Genomic DNA, 18359 nt, shown 5'->3' on the forward strand with positions numbered 1-18359 from the left:
ATACGTGAGAATTGAAGCTCTTGTAAAACGACGACGCCAATTTTTGAAGTTGATCGAGTATTAAGGTTTTTTAACGACTTGTACGGTAGCAGGACGAAGTAGTCTATCTCTAATTTTATATCCTGATTGCATTAAAGTAATAATACTATTCGGTGCATGATCAGGATGTTCTATCTGCGCAATTGCATTATGTAAATTATAGTCGAACATTGATCCTATTTCCGGCTTTATTTCTTCAATATGATGTTTATGAAAGACTTTGTCTAGCTCGTCTTTAGTCATCTGAATGCCTGCAATAATATTTGTGACTTCTACATCAGAATTTGCCGGTTTATGTGCTAATGCTCTTGAAAGATTATCACTAACATTTAGTAGTTCTTTAGCAAATGTAGCAATTGCATAATCTTTTGCTTCGTCACGTGCTTTTTCTAAACGCTTTCTTGTATTGTCTATTTCAGCAGTAGTTCTTATTAGCTTATCTTTTAGCTCTTCAATCTCGGCTTTTAACGCTGTTATCTCCGGATTTGCCGTTTCCACTACCTCTTCAGCAATATCATTTATTGTTTGTTCATTATTTTCTATATTATCGTCTATCATATTATTTACTTTATATTTATGTTCTTTTTTGAGATATATATATATATATATATTAATAAAAATTTTTTCAATGGTATACTCGTTTAATTTGAAAAATTGGTGTCGTTGTTTCGTATTTTTTTATCCTCACTTATTAGTATGTACGCTGCGGTCAAAAAATATGAAACGCCTTACTCTTTTCCAAATTAAACTTCGTCTACTATTTATTTTTACTTATGGAGTACAAATTGTATTATGAGACAGTCAGGAAGAAAAAGCAATCAATTACGTCCTATTTCATTAGAATTATCCCCGCTTATTAATGCGGAAGGTTCATGTCTTATTAAAATCGGTAATACACATGTCATGTGTAGTGCTACTTGTGAAACTACCGTACCGCCATTCTTGAGGGGACAAAATCAAGGCTGGATTACTGCCGAGTACGGTATGCTTCCCGGTTCTACATCACAGCGTATTAAAAGAGAAGCGGCACTTGGGAAACAAGGCGGAAGAACGCAAGAGATACAGCGTTTAGTAGGTAGGGCGATGCGATGTGTAATTGACGTGAGGAAACTCGGCGAGAGGCAAATTATCATAGATTGTGATGTTATTAATGCTGACGGCGGTACTAGAACTGCAGCAATAACAGGGAGCTACGTAGCATTGCACCTAGCTATTAGGTCCTTGATGAAAAAGAGAGTTTTAAAGGTGAACCCGTTAATTAGTCAAATTGCAGCTATTTCTTGCGGTATATATAAAGGTGAGGCGATACTAGATTTGGATTATTTAGAAGATAGTGATGCGGACGTGGATAGTAATTTTGTGTTTGCAGGTAACGGTAATTTAATCGAAGTACAAGGCACGGCAGAGAAAAATCCTTTTTCCGAAGAGCAGTTTTTAGCAATGTTAAAACTTGCTAAAGGCGGAGCTGCGGAATTATTTACACTACAAAATCAGGTACTGCTTGGGTCTTAGAAAGTTGCTAAGTGGATCAGTGTTCCCGTCATTGCCAAAAATGCTAATTTATAGCCTTTTTTTATTATTGCTCTGGATTGCCGCATCGCTTTGCTCCTCGCAATGACGGTGCATGTATCCACGCAACCAATCTTCCACGAGAAGAACGTATTTATTAAGCGTATGGATTATCATCAAAAGCAATATGTTCACCTGATAATATAATTATCTTATCTCGATTGGTATTATGGGACTGTTGCGAGATGAGAGGATAGCAGGTATAATTAAAAAAAACAAAAAATATGTTCATATGTCTGAGTATCAAATGATAATGGTAAGTTTAGATGAGTTAATAAGTGTGGATCATCAATATCGTAAATTCAAAAGTTTATTCAATTTTAAAGCAGTTGAAGCTGAGTTATTAGCAGTAGAATGCGAAGCTAACTATAAAGGCTATGGTATAGTGAGGCTGTTTAAATGTTTGCTGCTGCAATTTATGGAAGACTTATCGGATCGGGAATTGGAACGTTATTTAGCTGATAGCACAGCGGCAAAATGGTTTTGTGATTTTGCTCTTACAGAGAAGACGCCTGATTATAGTGTATTTAGTAAAATACGTAAAAAAATAGGCACTAATTTACTATCAAAAATATTTGTAAAATTCCGAGATCAACTACGAGCACAAGGCTATATGGGTGAAGTATTTACCTTTGTAGATGCTTCTCATTTAATCTCAAAAGCTAATCTTTGGGAGGAACGTGATAAACTAAGAACACAAAAATATGATAAATTGAATAATGAGACTCTGCCTAAGGTTGTAAAGGATAAACAAGCTAAAATTGGCTGTAAGGGAGCAAATAAATTTTGGTATGGTTATAAAAAACATGTGAGTGTCGATATTCAATCAGGAATGATCAATAAGGTTGCAGTTACCCCTGCAAATGTTACTGATAGCAAAGGTTTTAAGCATGTTATGCCAAGCTCCGGTGCTACATATGTTGATAAAGGTTATTGTACAATCTCTGCCAAGAATGCAGCAGCTAAAAAGGGGTTCCATCTTTGCTCAATAAAGAAAAATAATATGAAAGATAAGAATTTTGACCTTGATAAATATTATACGAAAATCAGAGCACCTTTTGAGAGGGTATTTTCAAAAGATAATAAACGGGTTAGATATATAGGAATTGCCAAAAATCAATTCTCTGAATTTATGAATGCCATATGTTTTAATTTAAAACGATTAGTGGTTTTAACAACTTTAATAGCTTAGAGAAATTTGTTAATAAAAATCCTAACTCTGTAAACAAATCTCTATTAAATTACTATACTATTGAATAAATTTTATCTCAATATTAAACAGAATTTCTTTTTAAAAATATTTGGACAGAGCTAAATATTTATTTATCTGTTTTCCTCTCATTTTACTATTAAAAATTATCTCGCAACAGTCCCAATATATATCTTGTTACTATATCGTTTAATAAAAGTAAGCAATTCTTATTAAATGCTTACGGAAAAGCTTGGCATTTACTTTGTAGTTTTATCGGTTCTTTATACCAAAACGGTAATATATTAAATAATGGAGAATTTTTAGTCCTACAAAAAATAAATTGGTTTTTTATGCAGTAATTCCTAATAAAGATGCTTTGCATGCTTCACATTTAAGCTATCATGCATTGAAAGATAAAGATGAATTAGAGCAATTGGCGTAATAATTAGTTATAAAATAACAGCAGACTATGTTAGTGAAACACCTATTGATATTGAAAATGCAAAATTTCTCTATTTATATCCTATTTCATGGTCAAAAGCTTATGAAGAGCAGCTTGTATTACGTACAGATGAGGGGAGATATCTACCTTTATATATAATAAATGAAGACCGATATCTCGGAGGAACAATTACTTCTTGGCAAAATGATTATGCGGCAGCTTACAGCTTATGGCTTTCAAGCTATAAACATTAGAACCTTTAATGGAAAAACAATTAGCAGAATTAGATAGTGATATTTCTATAAAAGGAAGAAAAATGAGTAAGCGAATACAAAAATGTTTAAAAAAGAAAGTTTTTTATCCTATAGCAGCACCGGTATCAGGAAACTCCTATGCACGTTCTAATTATTCAAATTGTCCATCTTGTAAAAAAGATTGGCAATTCAAAACAACATTTCATGAAATATTTGATTATAAATGTAATAAATGCCTTTTATTAGGTTATGAACTTCATAGTTAGCTTTTTGTTGCCTAGAGACACCTTACATATTCTTAATAACGCCGGTTTAAACAAATCCGTTAACTTGATGCTCCCAGAGTTCCTTAAAAGTGCCGTCTTCTACGATCTTGCCTTTATCCATAACAATAATTCTATCCATATGCTTGATAGTAGATAATCTGTGGGCTATAGCAATTATTGTTACATTCTCAATATCAAGCATGGTATTAATAGATTTTTGTACTTCTTGCTCTGTATGGCTATCAAAGCTTGAAGTTGCTTCATCTAAAACCAAAATCGGAGCGTTTTTAAGAATAGCACGGGCAATTGCTATACGTTGCCTCTGTCCGCCACTTAGCTTTACTCCTCTCTCACTGACAATGGTGTTATATTTTTCCGGTAAACTTTCGATAAATTCATGGATATTTGCAGCTTTGGCGGCATTTTCTATTTCCCAAGGCAAAGCATTCTCTTTTGCATATCCGATATTCTTACCTACTGAGCGATGAAAAAGCATAATATCTTGAGGAATTAATAATATCTGCTCCCACAGGCTGTCAGAGGAAGTATCGTAAAGGCTTTGGTTATCGATTATAATATTGCCAATTCCGGCTTAAAATTTTTCAATAATAATACAATTAAAGTGGATTTACCGCTACCTGCATGCCCGACAATACCCACTTTCTCACCGGCTTTAATATACAAATTAAGAGACTGGAATACACTACTCCCTTCTTTATAAGCAAACGATATATCCTTAAATATAATCTCCCCTTTGAAGATTTTTAATTCAGCAGCATTTTTTATATCTTGTGGGATTTGCATTATTGTAAAGGCGGAGCGAAACGCGGCTATATCTTCTAAAAAGTCTTTAAGTTCCATAGTGGCATGCCACGAATTTTCAGTAACTAAAAAAGTAAGGGACACAATAAAAGCAATATGTACATTATGGTAATAATCATTTACTTTATTTAATTCTCGCTGCTTTGCTGCAAACGAAAAAATAGTAAAGATGTTTATAATACAATCAGCTACCAAGAATCTTGCTTATCTTGTTCCATTTTAGCAAGTTTAGTAAAAAACTGTAAAGCAAGCGATAAGTCAATAGCCATAAAGGTACTAATGACAACAAATACTTTAATATTAGTAAGACCCAGTGCAATACTGGGAAGCAAGGTAATTAATAACGGTTTGCTTAATTGATACTCGATTGCTTGGTGCATTTTATAATAATTATCACCTATTCCCCGTACTCTTCCAACGATAGAACCGGAAAGGTTATTTTGAAAATAAGTATACGGCAAATTAAAACAGTGATTACATATTTTATTCATCATGCCTTGAAAGATATGAGGCATTGCTTTAAGTTGTGCAAAGCTATGAGCACGCCAAGCACCATCAAGTATAGCTTGTGCTGCTACAAACCATATTATCGGTTTATAACTTTGAGCAAATATAATCTTTTCATTTTGGGTAAATAAATCAAGCAAAAGCTTTACGGCATAATTATATATAATAGGATGAAAGCCGCTTGCAATAGGCCCAAGCATCATAACAAAATACCAATATTTATACGGCTTTATAACAGACCATAAAAAAGAAACAGGATAAGTTTTGATTTTCATAAGTTGAGAAATATAATTCTTAGATAAAAGCGGCCTTATTACATGGCCCGTTTCATATCATACCTGCGTGCCCTTGTTGCATGACTCTTATGTCATTCCCGCAAAAGCGGGAATCCAGTACCTTAAAGCTTTATTTGAAAAGTAAAATTTATAAAAAAATCTTGGTCTAAAAGATTTTTTTGGAAAGCTCGATTTATCTCGCTTTACCCTGGATTCCTGCCTTCGCGTGAATGACATCGATCCTTAAGTTGTCACCCATGTGCGATCAACGGAATGACATTATTGTAGATAATCTATTAATATATTAGTATCAAAAGTAGCTTTCATTCGTTCCACTCATTACGTAATTTAGCCTGATATTCTAAACTATCTAGATTTTTATCTTTCCAGAGTCCAAAAGCGTTTTCAAATGCCTTATTATTGTGATCATTACTAGCAATGTAACTAGTTAAAGCTTGCCCAATAGTTTTATCTCTTGATATTTTTTTCTTGGATAGTTTATCTAGAATTTTAATTTGCGAATCAGCTATATTAATAATAGTTCTCACATAATCTCCTTAGGATTTTTTCCTAATTAGGATATCATATCCCTATGATACGTATTATTATCTTATATAATCCTTTAGATTTAAAATCTACAAATATTTCTCATTCTCTTCTTTAACCACAGCTATTAACTGCTTAACAGATAATACTTCTTGGTCAGTAGTTCCGAGCCTTCTAATCACTACTTGTTTATTTTCTTGCTCTTGTTTACCGATTACTGCAATCATCGGTATTTTTTGATTAGAAAACTCACGAATCTTATAGTTAATTTTATCAGGTGAGATATTAAAATCCGTTCTTACCCCGTTATCAATTAAAGCTTTCTGCACTTCCAAAGCATAATCGTTCAAATCGCTGGTAATAGTTGCAATAGCAACCTGCACTGGTGCAAGCCAAAGCGGAAACCTACCTGCATATTCTTCGATCAATATACCAATAAAACGCTCAAGTGAGCCAAGGATCGCTCTATGTAGCATTACGGGTCTTTTTTTCTCTCCGCTTGCTGCAACATAGCTAGCGTCTAACCGCTCCGGCAAAACAAAATCCATCTGAAGCGTACCGCATTGCCATTGCCGCCCTATCGCATCGGTTAATACAAACTCAAGCTTCGGACCGTAAAATGCCCCCTCGCCCGGGTTGAGTGTATAAGTAAACCCTGCTTGTTCTACTGCTTCTTTTAAAGCATTCTCAGCCTTATCCCAAACTTCATTGCTCCCTGCTCTGATTTCAGGACGATCAGAGAATTTTACCTTTATATCAGTAAAGCCGAAATCCTTATAAACTTCAGTCAGTAATTTACAAAAATTAACCGTTTCATCGGTAATTTGTTCCGCAGCACAAAATATATGTGCATCGTCTTGCACTAAACTCCGCACCCTCATTAAACCATGCAACGCACCGGATGCCTCATTACGATGGCACAAACCAAACTCCGACATACGAAGAGGTAAATCACGGTAACTCTTGATACCTTGTTTGAAAATCTGCACGTGGCAAGGGCAATTCATCGGCTTCAAAGCTAATGTCTTGTCGTCTGTTTCTAACGCAAACATATCATCACGAAACTTTTCCCAATGTCCTGAAGCCTCCCAAAGGCTTTTATCAACCAAAACAGGAGTCTTAACTTCGGTATAACCGTTTTTACGAATCTTTTTCCTAATATACTGCTCAATGGTATTATATATACTCCAGCCTTTATCATGCCAAAATACCATTCCTTGAGCTTCTTCTTGGAAGTGGAATAAATCAAGCTCACGCCCAAGCTTTCTATGATCACGCTTTTCGGCTTCTTCAAGCATCAAGAGGTAACTATCTAGCTGCTCCTTCGTGGCCCAAGCAGTGCCGTATATACGCTGCAACATCTCATTACGACTATCACCTCGCCAATACGCTCCTGCAACTTTCATCAACTTAAAATGCTTAACACCCCCTGTAGAAGGAGCATGTGGGCCTCGGCATAGATCAATAAAATTACCTTGCCTGTATAAAGTAATTGGCTCACCTGCCGGAATTGAATCAATAATTTCGGCTTTATAATGCTCTCCTATCGATTTAAAAAACTCTACGGCTTTATCCCTATCCCATAGCTCTCTTGTTACTTGCTCGTTCTTTTGTGAAAGTTCTTGCATTTTAGCTTCTATAACGGCTAAATCATCAGTGGTAAAAGGTTTATCACGAGCAAAATCGTAATAATAACCGTTTTCAATTGCAGGACCAATCGTTACCTGAGTTTCAGGGAATAGTTCCTTTACTGCTTCTGCTGTTAAATGTGCCGCATCGTGCCTTATTATCTCGAGACATTCAGGATCTTTCGCAGTTAAAATACGAAGCTTGCAATCATTTTCAATTACGATACTTAAGTCTTGAAGCTCACCGTTTATTTCAGCAACCATTGCTGCTTTAGCAAGTGACATTGAAATTGCACTTGCTACTTCATAGGCGGTAATGTTTTTTGCAAATTGTTTTATACTCCCATCGGGAAAGGAAATATTAATCATTCTTTTATAACTTATTTTTTCTTCAAATTTTTTACTTGTAGACCTTATCTCGTAGCTCTTATGTCATTCCTGCAAAAGCAGGAATGACACTTAGACTACTTTCTTTCTTGATCTATCATAGCCATGGCATTCATAAATTCTAATACTCTTGTATCACTAAGGATCTGATCAATAGCTTTATCGTTAAAGGTTAGTCCGGCGTCTTTACTTTTTACATCCACGACTAAAGATTCACCGTCTTTTAATTCAGAATTTTTACTAAAAACTTCTATTGCCCTAAAGCCGTATTGCTTTATTACTGAAGATTGTTTTCCTAGATTTAAAGCAAATTCCTTAGAATCTTCTATTTTATTAAGCACCGGTACAATAGCATTATTAGTATAATGCACAAAATTATTTATAACCGCACTCGGATCCGATAATTTTATTACGCTTTCTAGATTCAGAGGATTATCTATAGTAGGCATATCAATATCAATAGCAAAATTAAAATCATCCATTACAAGATTAGTTTTACCGGATAATTTTTTTGCTTCAGGATCAAACTCACCTTTTAAATTAAATTCGGAATTATTTATTTTTGCAAAAACACCCATTACTCTTTCCCCATCTTCTTGAGTAATAGGGCTAGTTAGTTTAAAAATTTTATCTAACTCAGCTCTTTTGTTTAAACTATTACTAAAGTAGCTTCCTAAAGCTTCAGCTGCCGTTTTTTGGTATGTTTCAGAAGGTTCTATAGTAGATTTAAAGCAAAATCAAAAATTTTATCTTTTTCTATATTTAATTTATATAAATTACTTTCTACTTTTCCTTTTCTTTCAATATCACAAGCAAATAAAAACGGCTTACCTTTTACTAATTCTCCTAACATCTGCATAAAAATAACAGCATGCATATTCTCATCTTGCTTTTGATCTAGAGAAAAATTTTGAATTAATAATTTCCCAAGCGCTACTAACTCATCACTATATTTTAGTTTTAATTTGGAATTGTAAGAAATAGGTAAATTCAATATATCTAACTTTGTCAAACCATACTCAAAGAAAGCAGTATCAGAGTCATTAGCTATTTGATCTCTCAAAAATTCAAAAATTTTATCATATAAATTTCTTCTGTAATTTTCAGAAATAAAAGAAACAGTATTTTTTCCATCCAAAATTAACAAATTAAGGTTATCCGATGTCTTAGTATTAGTAATTACAGAATTACTAATATCACTCTCTGCTAATTTTTCTGCATCTAGAAAACTATAAAGCGTTGATTTATTGTCACTCAAGCTTAATTTCCAATAATCAGGCTCTCTATTAAACAAAGATTTTCTAAACCAAATTGTTGTATGATGATCAGGTGAGTAAAAAATATTTTTTTCATCTTGAGCGGTAGTAATTTTTACATTATTTCCGTAAGAATCAATTTTTGTAATATTCAAAAACGGTATATGTCTAATAACTATTTCATCAAAATAAAAATCTATAGGTTTTAACATTACTTTATTTAAAGTAACACTAAATCCATATTTATTAACTTTTATTGCATCATAAGTTATATATTCTTCATATTTATCAAGAATAGAGATAATATTTTCTTTACTTTGATGTTCAAATTTATAGGCAGCATATCCCCACCCTACTAGGATTAGAGCTATAAAGCTTATTATAATAAATCGTATTTTCATCTTTTTTACTGTAAAAAATTATTAAAAATCAGAAATGTTGTTCCTGCGTAGACACCTAATCGTCATTGCGAGCAGCCGTAGGCTGCGTGGCAATCTCATGAAATAATAACAAGTTCCTGAGATTGCTTCGTCAATTACTTTGTAATTTTCCTCGCAATGACGAAAAACCGAACTTTGTAATAAAACCTTAAACAGTCCAAAATAGCATATATCGCTTAAAAAATATATTTATTTTTCTTTTAAACGATCAGCTATTAGCTGATATGATTCAAAAACCTTATTTGGTTCTTTTTCAAGCAATTCAAATCCCAATTTTTCATTACTGTTAATATGCCATAATCTACAATTATCCGGACTAATTTCATCAGTTAACATAATGATAGATTCTTCACCGTTAAACACACGCCCAAATTCTAATTTACACTCAACAAGCCGAATCCCGACACCGATAAATAAGCCGCTTAGAAAATCATATATACGCAAAGCCTGCTCTTTTACCGCTTTAATTTCATCCCTAGTTAACCAGCCGAAATTTAATATTTGATACTCATTAACTATCGGATATTTAAATTCACGACTTCGGACCTTAAAATCAATGATAGGTTTATCAAATACATACCCTTCATCAATTCCGAATTCTTTTACAAATCTACTGCACGCTACTGATGATATTATTACTTGTATCGGGAAAACCTCAACATATTGAATTAATTGCTCCCTCATATTTATTTTTTCGATAAAATGATTTTCAATGCCGATCATTTCCAGTTTATCCATTAGAAAGGAAGAAATATTATTATTAAGTACTCCTTTACCTGATATATCAACAATCTCACCTGTTTCTAAAATAGCCTTATCGGAAAAAGCCATTATAAGTAAAAAATCTTCTTCGGCAGAATATAAAATTTTACTTGAACCTTCATATAATTTTTTTTTCATTTATTTGTCTCAAAATTCATTTTCCTCGTCATTGCGAGAAAATTACGAAGTAATTGACGAAGCAATCTCAGGAACTTGTTATTATTTCATGAGATTGCCACGCAGCCCACGGCCGCTCGCAATGACGACTCTGGTATCCACACAAGCATATCATTAAAATCCCTGAAGATCATTCGGACCGATAATTGCCGACGTAGTAGTACCACTAAATATTTTATTTGCCGTATTAATAATATCATCAGCTTTTATGCTCATGATAATTTCCATAATCTCTTCAGGAGAAATATATTGACCGAAAACAGAATAATTTTTACCTATTTCTTCTGACTTATAGGTATTTTTCTCTTGAGCCATTTGTAAATTACTACGCAGTTGTGTTTTAGCTCTAAGAATCTCTTCTGTGCTTACTTGTTCAGTCATTTTTATTATTTCGTTTTTAATCTCTCTATATAATAATTCTAATTTATCATGTGCAGTGGATGCATAAATTGTAAACACTCCACTATCAAAATAAGCACTATTATAACTACCTACTGCATATGCTAAACCTAATTTCTCACGAATACTTTGAAATAAACGCGATGACATACCGCCACCGAATATTATAGAAAGTAGATGGGTTTGGTAAAGCTTTTCTAAATTAATATATGATGTACCTTCAAACCCTAGCACTAAACTAGTTTGCTCTAACTCCTTATTAATAAAGCCGTTCCCACCTATATATTTTGCCGGAATAAAGCTACTTTTTACTCCTTGCTTCAAAGAAGAAAATAACTGTTCCGCTATAATTACTATTTTATCATGATCAATATTACCGGCAATTGATAAATAGAGATTTTCAGCATTATAATGTTTATCTATAAAATTAAAAAAATGTTCTTTCGTAAAAGTTGCAAGGGTTTTAGCAGTACCCAAGATTGACTTACCCAACGGTTGTTCTCTATAAACTTTATTATAAAATTTCTCATATACTAGGTCATCTGGATTATCCTGATGATGAGCAATTTCCTGCATGATCACCTGATATTCCTTAGCTATTTCCTCATCAGCAAAAATAGAATTTTGAATTATATCGGCAAGTATATTAAGTGCTTTATCACAATTTTCAGACAAGACTCGTGCATAATATACCGTATTCTCATGACCGGTATAGGCATTAAAATGTCCACCTATAGAGTCAAACGCTTCCGCTATCTGTTTTGCCGTTCTAGTTTTTGTACCTTTAAAAGCCATATGCTCAAGAAAGTGAGATATGCCGTCCTCTTCTGCATTCTCATAACGTGCTCCAACTTTAGCAATTAAATTTATTGCTACCGAATTAACATAAGGCATATTATATGTTAAAATTGTCAAACCGTTTTTTAATTTACTAACATTAAAATTTTCTTTCATAATTTATCTTTTATTTTCTAAATCGTCATTGCGAGGAGACGCATAGCATCGACGTGGCAATCTCAGGAATTTTATATTACTTCATGAGATTGCCACGCTCCTTATAGTCGCTCGCAATGACGTTTTTTGATTTAAGCGATGACTCTCTTAACTTCGTAAGCCTTAGAAATCTTGCAAAAGCAAAAATTATTGAATCTACAAAACCGTCAAAACCAAATACAAAATAGCGTCTGATAAAAAACGCTTTAAAAAACCACCATATCATTTCAGTTGTTAAACGAAAATTTGAAAGCTTTTTTCCTTGCTTAACTAAATCTTTTGCTTGCTCGCTAGAATAAAAATTTGCTTTAGTGACCAACTGCTCAATTGAAGTACCCGAATAATGATAAGCAGCTTCATTTAATAGATAAATTTTACCTGCAAAATCAACATCTTTATTAAATATTACCGAATCATGAGTAGTACTATTTACGGTATTTGCAAAGCTTGCAAATTTTTTATTATACAACCGAGTACATTTATTAAATGGAGCAAACATTCGTGGCTTTTGGTCATTACGATGCATTATTAACAGCTTTATTTGATAAGCTAAATAACGATCTTGATTATGAGAGGCAAAAATATACTCTATTTCGTCTTGTAACTCTTTAGACAACTCCTCATCGGCATCAATATTAAGAACCCAATCATTTACGCAAAGGCTTTCGGCAAAAGATTTCTGTCCTACATAACCAAGCCACGGTTTTATTACTACCTTTGCTCCTAATTTTTCAGCTATTGCTACCGTATCATCAGTACTTTCGCTATCGACTACTATCACCTCATCAGTAATATTTTTTACGCTATTTATAGCTCGTGCTACCCTTGCGGATTCATTTTTGGTAATAATAAATGCTGAGATTTTTTCAGTTAATGACTTATTCATAATGCGTATACATTCTAAGAATTTTTACAACTTTTTCTTGTTTATAAACTTCATAAACCAACCTATGTTGAATATTAATTCTTCTTGAATAGCAACCGCTAAAGTCACCAACGAGCTTTTCATATGGAGGGTAAATTTTCCAAGGATCAGTACTAACTATGTTTAATAAAACTTCTACTTTATTCTTTAAACCGGCTTGCACTATTTTCTTAGCATCTTTTTGTGCTTGTGTAGTATAACGAATTATATACATTTATAAAAAATTACCAATTTAATTTATCGCTACACTTTGCTATAGGCTCTGCTCGTCCTTCAATTAGAGACTTATGCATATTTGGAATAGATAATAAATATAAAGTTTCTTCCATATTACGATAATCTTCTTCTGAAATTATAACTACATTATTTCTTTTACCTTTAATATAAACAGGTTTGTGTACATCAGAAACATAATCTATAAGTTTATAAAGCTTACTTCTTGCTTCACTTGTATTATATATTTCCATTATTTTTTCCTTATTAATTAGTGAGACTTAATATTAATAACGTACTATAAACAGTACGTTTTGTCAAGGTTATATTCCTACTATCACCCTAAACACCAGCTTAACTACATAAGTTAAAAGTAATGTGGATAATAATCCGCTAAGCCATAGGATAATAAACCATTGCCACCCTTTGAGACAATAGGTTATTTTCTTAAATTTTTTAATATATCGGATGATGAGATGATTTGCCACGGAATATATAATAACAATAGAATGTGTAGCCAAGTATGACAGGTAGGAATATCCCAGCCCCTATCAACAGTAAAGACTGTGACTCCGGTGCTGCTGCTGCAGTTTCAAGCGTAACTTTATAAGGAACGATATATGGCCATATGCTTATCGCGAGCCCTAAATATCCTAATAAAAATAACAAGATCGTATAAATAAACGGCTTTACTTCTTTTTTCTGCTTAACGGCTTTAATTAACTTGATAAATATTAAAGCAGTTACAATAGGTACAATAGATAAATAGTAAATATTAGGTACACTAAACCAACGATGATTTATGTGGTTATTTAAGAAAGGAACCCATAAGCTTACAAGCCCCATAAAAAGTGCAACGTAAAATAAAATATATAAAACAGATTTATAAGCCCAATCTTGTGTTGTCTTTTCTGTTTTCAGAATAAGCCAAGTAGCACCCAATAGTGCATAACCGAATATTAATGCTATCCCCGTCATAACGGAAAAGGGAGTAAGAAAATCAAAGCTCCCTCCTGCAAATTCTCGTCCTTCTATCTCTATTCCTTGGACAAACGTACCAAGCATTAAACCTTGACAAAAAACAGTAAGCATAGAACCGAAATGAAAAGCGTAGTCCCAAATATAACGATGACCTATATGAGCCTTAAAACGGAATTCAAAAGCTACACCACGAAATATTAGACCGAGTAACATCAATATAATAGGAATATATAAAGCCGGCATTAATAGCGAATATGCCAACGGGAAAGCCGCAAATAAACCACCGCCGCCAAGTACTAACCAAGTTTCGTTACCGTCCCAAACAGGAGCAATAGAATTGATCATTTTATGACGGCAATCATCGGTAGGTGCAAACGGAAATAAGATTCCTACTCCTAAATCAAAACCGTCTAATAAAACATATAAACAAATAGCGGTAGCTATAAGCCCACCCCAAACAAGCGGTAAATCTATATAAGGTGCAAAATTTAACATAAGCTTATTACTTTTCTAATAATGGGTTATTCAAACCACTCTCTCCGTACATTTCTTTATTATCTATCACTTCTATACCTTTCTTTATCAAATGCATTATATAATATATACCCGCTCCGAAAATGATCACATACACTACTATAAAAGCAATTAGAGAAATAAATACATATTTGCCGAGTACCGGTGATACCGTATCCACGGTTTTTAAAATATTATATACTATATAAGGTTGTCTACCTACCTCGGTTACGAACCAACCGGCAAGTACTGCAATAAAACCTGAAGGTGACATTAATATATACCAATATTGAAACCAATGCGTAGTATATAATCTTTTCTTCAAGTAAAGATATAACCCTACAATACCTATAAATACCATTAAGCAACCGATTCCTACCATAATACGAAAGCTAAAAAATACTACTGCAACTGGCGGACGCTCTTCTTTTGTCCATTCTTTTAATCCTTTCACTTCACCGTCTAAACTATGCGTTAAGATTAAACTACTAGCATAAGGTATTTCTACAGCATATTTTGTTTTTTCTTCTTCCCAGTCAGGAAAGCCGATAAGATTAAAAGCTGCCCCTTTTTCTGTATTCCAAATACCTTCCATAGCCGAGACCTTGACCGGCTGATATTTAAGAGTATTTAAACCATGCAGATCACCAATAACTATTTGAATAGGTGCAACGATTAACGCCATTAACACCGCCATAAAAAGCATAATTTTAGCATGCTCTTTATAACGATTATTTAGTAAATAAAAGCTAGCTACACCACCGATAACAAAAGAAGTAGTTAAATAAGCCGCCGTAATCATATGGAAAAAGCGATATGGGAAAGAAGGGTTAAAGATAATTTCTAGCCAATTTAAAGGATAAAAGAATCCTTCGCCTCGCAGTTCAAAACCAGCAGGCGTATGCATCCAGCTACTAGCTGCAAGTATCCAAAAAGCTGAGATTACAGTACCAACGGCAACTATTAACGTAGAAATAAAATGTACTTTTTTACTGACTTTATTAAAGCCGAATAACATTATACCTAAAAAAGAAGATTCGAGGAAAAAGGCAGTAAATACTTCAAAACCGAGAAGCGGACCGAGGACATTTCCAACCTTATCTGAAAAATTCGACCAGTTAGTACCGAATTGATAAGACATTACAACGCCCGAAACTACTCCCATACCGAAAGTAACGGCAAAAATCTTCACCCAAAATTTGTATATTTCTTGATAAACCGGCTTTTTTGTTTTCAACCATAACCCTTCAATTACCGCTAAAAAGCTTGCAAGCCCTATAGTAAAAGCAGGGAATATTATATGAAAACTTATGGTAAAAGCAAATTGAATCCTTGATAATAATCCTTGATCAAATTCCATATTTAGGCTGCTGTTTTAAGATAATAAGCTTTGTGACAATAACAATATACTCCCAGTGTAATAACGTATACTTAATACGTGAGTACCACAGTACTTATAGGACGACGTAGCCAATTTTTCAAATTAAACGAGTATACAGTATTTGATTTCATTATCAACCTTTGCTATTATTAAATTCTATCTGATTAGTTTTAACAAATTTTCCTTTTTCGGAGTTCCAATTATAATGAACATTTACTATTCTTACTTCTGTAACATTAATATCACCATTGGGCAATTGCGTTACATCATACCCTTTTCGGATAGAATCCGTAATTAATAAACTTGCTTGACAAATATATTTTACATCAAAGAACGGAGAATCGTCTTCCTTAGACTTTTCTTGTTCTTCTAAAAAATTATTAGATAATTCTTTTTCTTGCATTTCTAATGATGTTGAAGTTATTTTCTGAATTTTGTAGCATTATTTAAGGTAAGAAGCAAGGCTTGTTTATTATTTTTCCACAGATTTAATATTTTTTAGGTATATTTTAAAATAATTAAATTAAAATATGCTCCAAAATAACACGAATTAATATATTATTTTAAAATCGAGGTACATTATCGTGATAAAATACCCTACTTTATCTAAATCAACATTTAGCTTAGGTATTTATTTTTTAAAATTCGATAAAGTTAAAATGACTTTATTGACTGTAATTTGTATTTTACTCGGTATGATTCCGGCGATTGATAGTATATTACTTCAGAAAATCATTGATTTAATAGAATCTTTCAGCGATAAGAACGCTAATAATCTTTTATCTTCCATGATTTACTGGGCAGTATTTTATGCTCTTTGGTGGGAGAGTATTAATATAGCATATCGTTCATATGATTATTTGTATCTCAAGACTATGCCCGTAATAAAAGGGAAAATACTAAATGAACTTTATAATTATACCCAATATCATAGCCATAAATTCTTTCAGGATAATCTAGCAGGACATATTAGCAATCGTATTACCGAAACTGCAAGATCGTTTGAGATGATTATTTCAATATTCGGTGAAAAAATTCTTCGTAAACTCGCTATTATTGTATTTGCATTAATTGCTTTATATTCGGTACATTACGTTTTTGCTACGATATTTATTTTATGGATTACGGTTTTTTTAGGACTTAGTGTTCTTTTCTCCGATAAAATCAATAAATACTCATTAAATTATGCTAGAAGCCAATCTTTTGTTGCCGGTAGTATCGTAGATGCAATTAGCAACATTAATGCGGTTAGAATGTTTACAGCCCATAAATTTGAACGTCAACATCTAGAAACAAGAGTAGAAAATGCCGTAGCCGATGAGCAGACTATGCAATTCTTTATGTTCAAATTGCGTTATGCTCTTGGGACTTCTTGTTCAATAATGATTTTTATAATGATTTATTATTTATCTAAACTTCGTAGCGAATTATCTATAAGCATAGGTGATTGCGTATTAGTGCTAACATTATGTATAAATGTAGCAGACGATATTTGGGATTTAACGCAAGAAATCGGTGATATGTTCGAGCAGGTCGGGGCATTTAATCAAGGCTTATCTTTAATGGCACCGCATATTATAACTGATATTGAAAACGCTACTCCATTAGATATCAAAGAAGGGGTTATTGAATTTAGAAATGTTACATTTAATTATCATCATAATAACAATCTATTTTATAATAAATCGGTATTAATACCGAGTAAACAAAAAGTAGGACTAATTGGATTTTCAGGTTCAGGGAAAACCACTTTTATTAGTTTACTCACTAGGTTACATGATATAGAAGAAGGAATGATTTTAATAGATAATCAAAATATTAAAAACGTAACTCAAGATTCTTTAAGAAAAGCCATTAGCCTTATACCTCAAGAACCGGTGCTTTTTCATCGTACCATTTTGGACAATATCAGATACGGGAAAAAAGAAGCTACTCTTGAGGAGGTTATAGAAGCAGCAAAAGCTGCACATATTCATGATGTTATCGATAATCTACCGGACGGTTACGATACTATGTGCGGTGAACGGGGGAATAACTTATCAGGCGGTCAGCGTCAAAGAATTATCATAGCAAGAGCCATCTTAAAAAATGCTCCTATTTTAATTCTCGATGAAGCAACAAGTAGCTTAGATAGCGAGACGGAAAGCCTGATTCAAGAGTCAATGGATTATTTAATGCAAAATAAAACCGTGATAGTCATTGCCCACAGATTATCTACTTTACTCAATATGGATAGAATTTTAGTTTTTGAAAAGGGAAGTATAATCGATGACGGTAGCCATACAGAATTACTAAAAAATAGTAAGCTATATCAAAAATTATGGAACTCTCAAGTTAAAGGGTTAATAGTGTGAGGAGGTATTACCCATGTATTATGTCATTCCTGCGAAAG

At 33.1% G+C, this 18359-nt stretch carries 18 protein-coding genes and 1 pseudogene; 4 read left to right on the forward strand and 15 right to left on the reverse strand.

The annotated features are described in order from the left end of the window. Positions 1 to 60: 60 nt before the first annotated feature. The gene (grpE, locus tag C4Q30_RS03465) at positions 61 to 597 is read right to left on the reverse strand and encodes a nucleotide exchange factor GrpE (RefSeq protein WP_103897219.1); all 537 of its coding nucleotides are present in this window, start codon (positions 595 to 597) and stop codon (positions 61 to 63) included. Between the two features lie 234 nt (positions 598 to 831). Between grpE and rph the strand changes: the two genes are divergently transcribed. From rph to C4Q30_RS09595, 3 genes are all read left to right on the forward strand, one after another. Next, a complete protein-coding gene (gene rph / locus C4Q30_RS03470) occupies positions 832 to 1551 on the forward strand; it encodes a ribonuclease PH (protein WP_103897220.1) in 720 nt (239 codons plus the stop codon). A gap of 226 nt (positions 1552 to 1777) precedes the next feature. After that, entirely contained in the window at positions 1778 to 2800 is a 1023-nt protein-coding gene (locus C4Q30_RS03475) for a transposase (RefSeq protein WP_209445172.1), read from the forward strand. A 704-nt stretch (positions 2801 to 3504) separates the two neighbouring features. After that, positions 3505 to 3762, forward strand: coding sequence for a DUF2310 family Zn-ribbon-containing protein (locus C4Q30_RS09595; protein WP_045805356.1), 258 nt, complete (start codon positions 3505 to 3507; stop codon positions 3760 to 3762). Positions 3763 to 3808: 46 nt separating this feature from the next. On the opposite strand, the gene C4Q30_RS10205 is transcribed toward C4Q30_RS09595, so the two are convergent. The 14 genes and pseudogenes from C4Q30_RS10205 to C4Q30_RS03555 form a co-directional block, all read right to left on the reverse strand. Then, positions 3809 to 4294 carry an ATP-binding cassette domain-containing protein gene (locus C4Q30_RS10205; RefSeq protein WP_280641696.1) on the reverse strand — a complete coding sequence of 162 codons (486 nt, stop codon included), beginning with the start codon at positions 4292 to 4294 and terminating at the stop codon, positions 3809 to 3811. 38 nt (positions 4295 to 4332) lie between these two features. Further along, a complete protein-coding gene (locus C4Q30_RS10685; RefSeq protein WP_158306280.1) occupies positions 4333 to 4422 on the reverse strand; it encodes a hypothetical protein in 90 nt (29 codons plus the stop codon). A gap of 350 nt (positions 4423 to 4772) precedes the next feature. Next, positions 4773 to 5366 carry a hypothetical protein gene (locus C4Q30_RS03500; protein WP_245207465.1) on the reverse strand — a complete coding sequence of 198 codons (594 nt, stop codon included), beginning with the start codon at positions 5364 to 5366 and terminating at the stop codon, positions 4773 to 4775. Between the two features lie 323 nt (positions 5367 to 5689). Next, complete coding sequence (locus tag C4Q30_RS03505; protein WP_103897223.1) at positions 5690 to 5914, reverse strand: hypothetical protein; 225 nt, start codon at positions 5912 to 5914, stop codon at positions 5690 to 5692. An 87-nt stretch (positions 5915 to 6001) separates the two neighbouring features. Further along, positions 6002 to 7909, reverse strand: coding sequence for a threonine--tRNA ligase (thrS, locus tag C4Q30_RS03510; RefSeq protein WP_103897224.1), 1908 nt, complete (start codon positions 7907 to 7909; stop codon positions 6002 to 6004). A gap of 95 nt (positions 7910 to 8004) precedes the next feature. Then, positions 8005 to 9584 (reverse strand): annotated as a pseudogene (locus C4Q30_RS03515) (phosphoribosylaminoimidazolesuccinocarboxamide synthase). A 228-nt stretch (positions 9585 to 9812) separates the two neighbouring features. Further along, positions 9813 to 10523 (reverse strand): phosphoribosylaminoimidazolesuccinocarboxamide synthase, encoded by a 711-nt coding sequence (locus C4Q30_RS03520; RefSeq protein ID WP_004996420.1) that lies wholly within the window; start codon positions 10521 to 10523, stop codon positions 9813 to 9815. A 153-nt stretch (positions 10524 to 10676) separates the two neighbouring features. After that, positions 10677 to 11915, reverse strand: coding sequence for a M16 family metallopeptidase (locus tag C4Q30_RS03525; RefSeq protein ID WP_103897225.1), 1239 nt, complete (start codon positions 11913 to 11915; stop codon positions 10677 to 10679). A 76-nt stretch (positions 11916 to 11991) separates the two neighbouring features. Then, positions 11992 to 12840 carry a glycosyltransferase family 2 protein gene (locus C4Q30_RS03530; RefSeq protein WP_014120592.1) on the reverse strand — a complete coding sequence of 283 codons (849 nt, stop codon included), beginning with the start codon at positions 12838 to 12840 and terminating at the stop codon, positions 11992 to 11994. Next, positions 12833 to 13093: a Txe/YoeB family addiction module toxin gene (locus tag C4Q30_RS03535; protein WP_012152537.1), complete on the reverse strand. Its 261-nt coding sequence runs from the start codon at positions 13091 to 13093 to the stop codon at positions 12833 to 12835. The genes C4Q30_RS03530 and C4Q30_RS03535 overlap by 8 nt, the downstream gene beginning before the upstream one ends. Positions 13094 to 13103: 10 nt before the next feature. Beyond that, positions 13104 to 13346, reverse strand: a complete 243-nt coding sequence (locus tag C4Q30_RS03540; protein ID WP_014013992.1) for a type II toxin-antitoxin system Phd/YefM family antitoxin — start codon at positions 13344 to 13346, stop codon at positions 13104 to 13106. A 202-nt stretch (positions 13347 to 13548) separates the two neighbouring features. Further along, positions 13549 to 14568 carry a cytochrome d ubiquinol oxidase subunit II gene (gene cydB, locus C4Q30_RS03545; RefSeq protein WP_014013991.1) on the reverse strand — a complete coding sequence of 340 codons (1020 nt, stop codon included), beginning with the start codon at positions 14566 to 14568 and terminating at the stop codon, positions 13549 to 13551. A 7-nt stretch (positions 14569 to 14575) separates the two neighbouring features. Beyond that, positions 14576 to 15946 (reverse strand): cytochrome ubiquinol oxidase subunit I, encoded by a 1371-nt coding sequence (locus tag C4Q30_RS03550; RefSeq protein WP_103897226.1) that lies wholly within the window; start codon positions 15944 to 15946, stop codon positions 14576 to 14578. 154 nt (positions 15947 to 16100) lie between these two features. Further along, positions 16101 to 16370 (reverse strand): DUF2671 domain-containing protein, encoded by a 270-nt coding sequence (locus C4Q30_RS03555; RefSeq protein ID WP_014013989.1) that lies wholly within the window; start codon positions 16368 to 16370, stop codon positions 16101 to 16103. A gap of 181 nt (positions 16371 to 16551) precedes the next feature. Between C4Q30_RS03555 and C4Q30_RS03560 the strand changes: the two genes are divergently transcribed. Continuing rightward, positions 16552 to 18321, forward strand: a complete 1770-nt coding sequence (locus tag C4Q30_RS03560) for an ABC transporter ATP-binding protein (RefSeq protein ID WP_103897227.1) — start codon at positions 16552 to 16554, stop codon at positions 18319 to 18321. Positions 18322 to 18359 lie beyond the last annotated feature (38 nt).

This window comes from Rickettsia fournieri, from assembly GCF_900243065.1.
GTDB classification, from domain to species: domain Bacteria; phylum Pseudomonadota; class Alphaproteobacteria; order Rickettsiales; family Rickettsiaceae; genus Rickettsia; species Rickettsia rickettsii.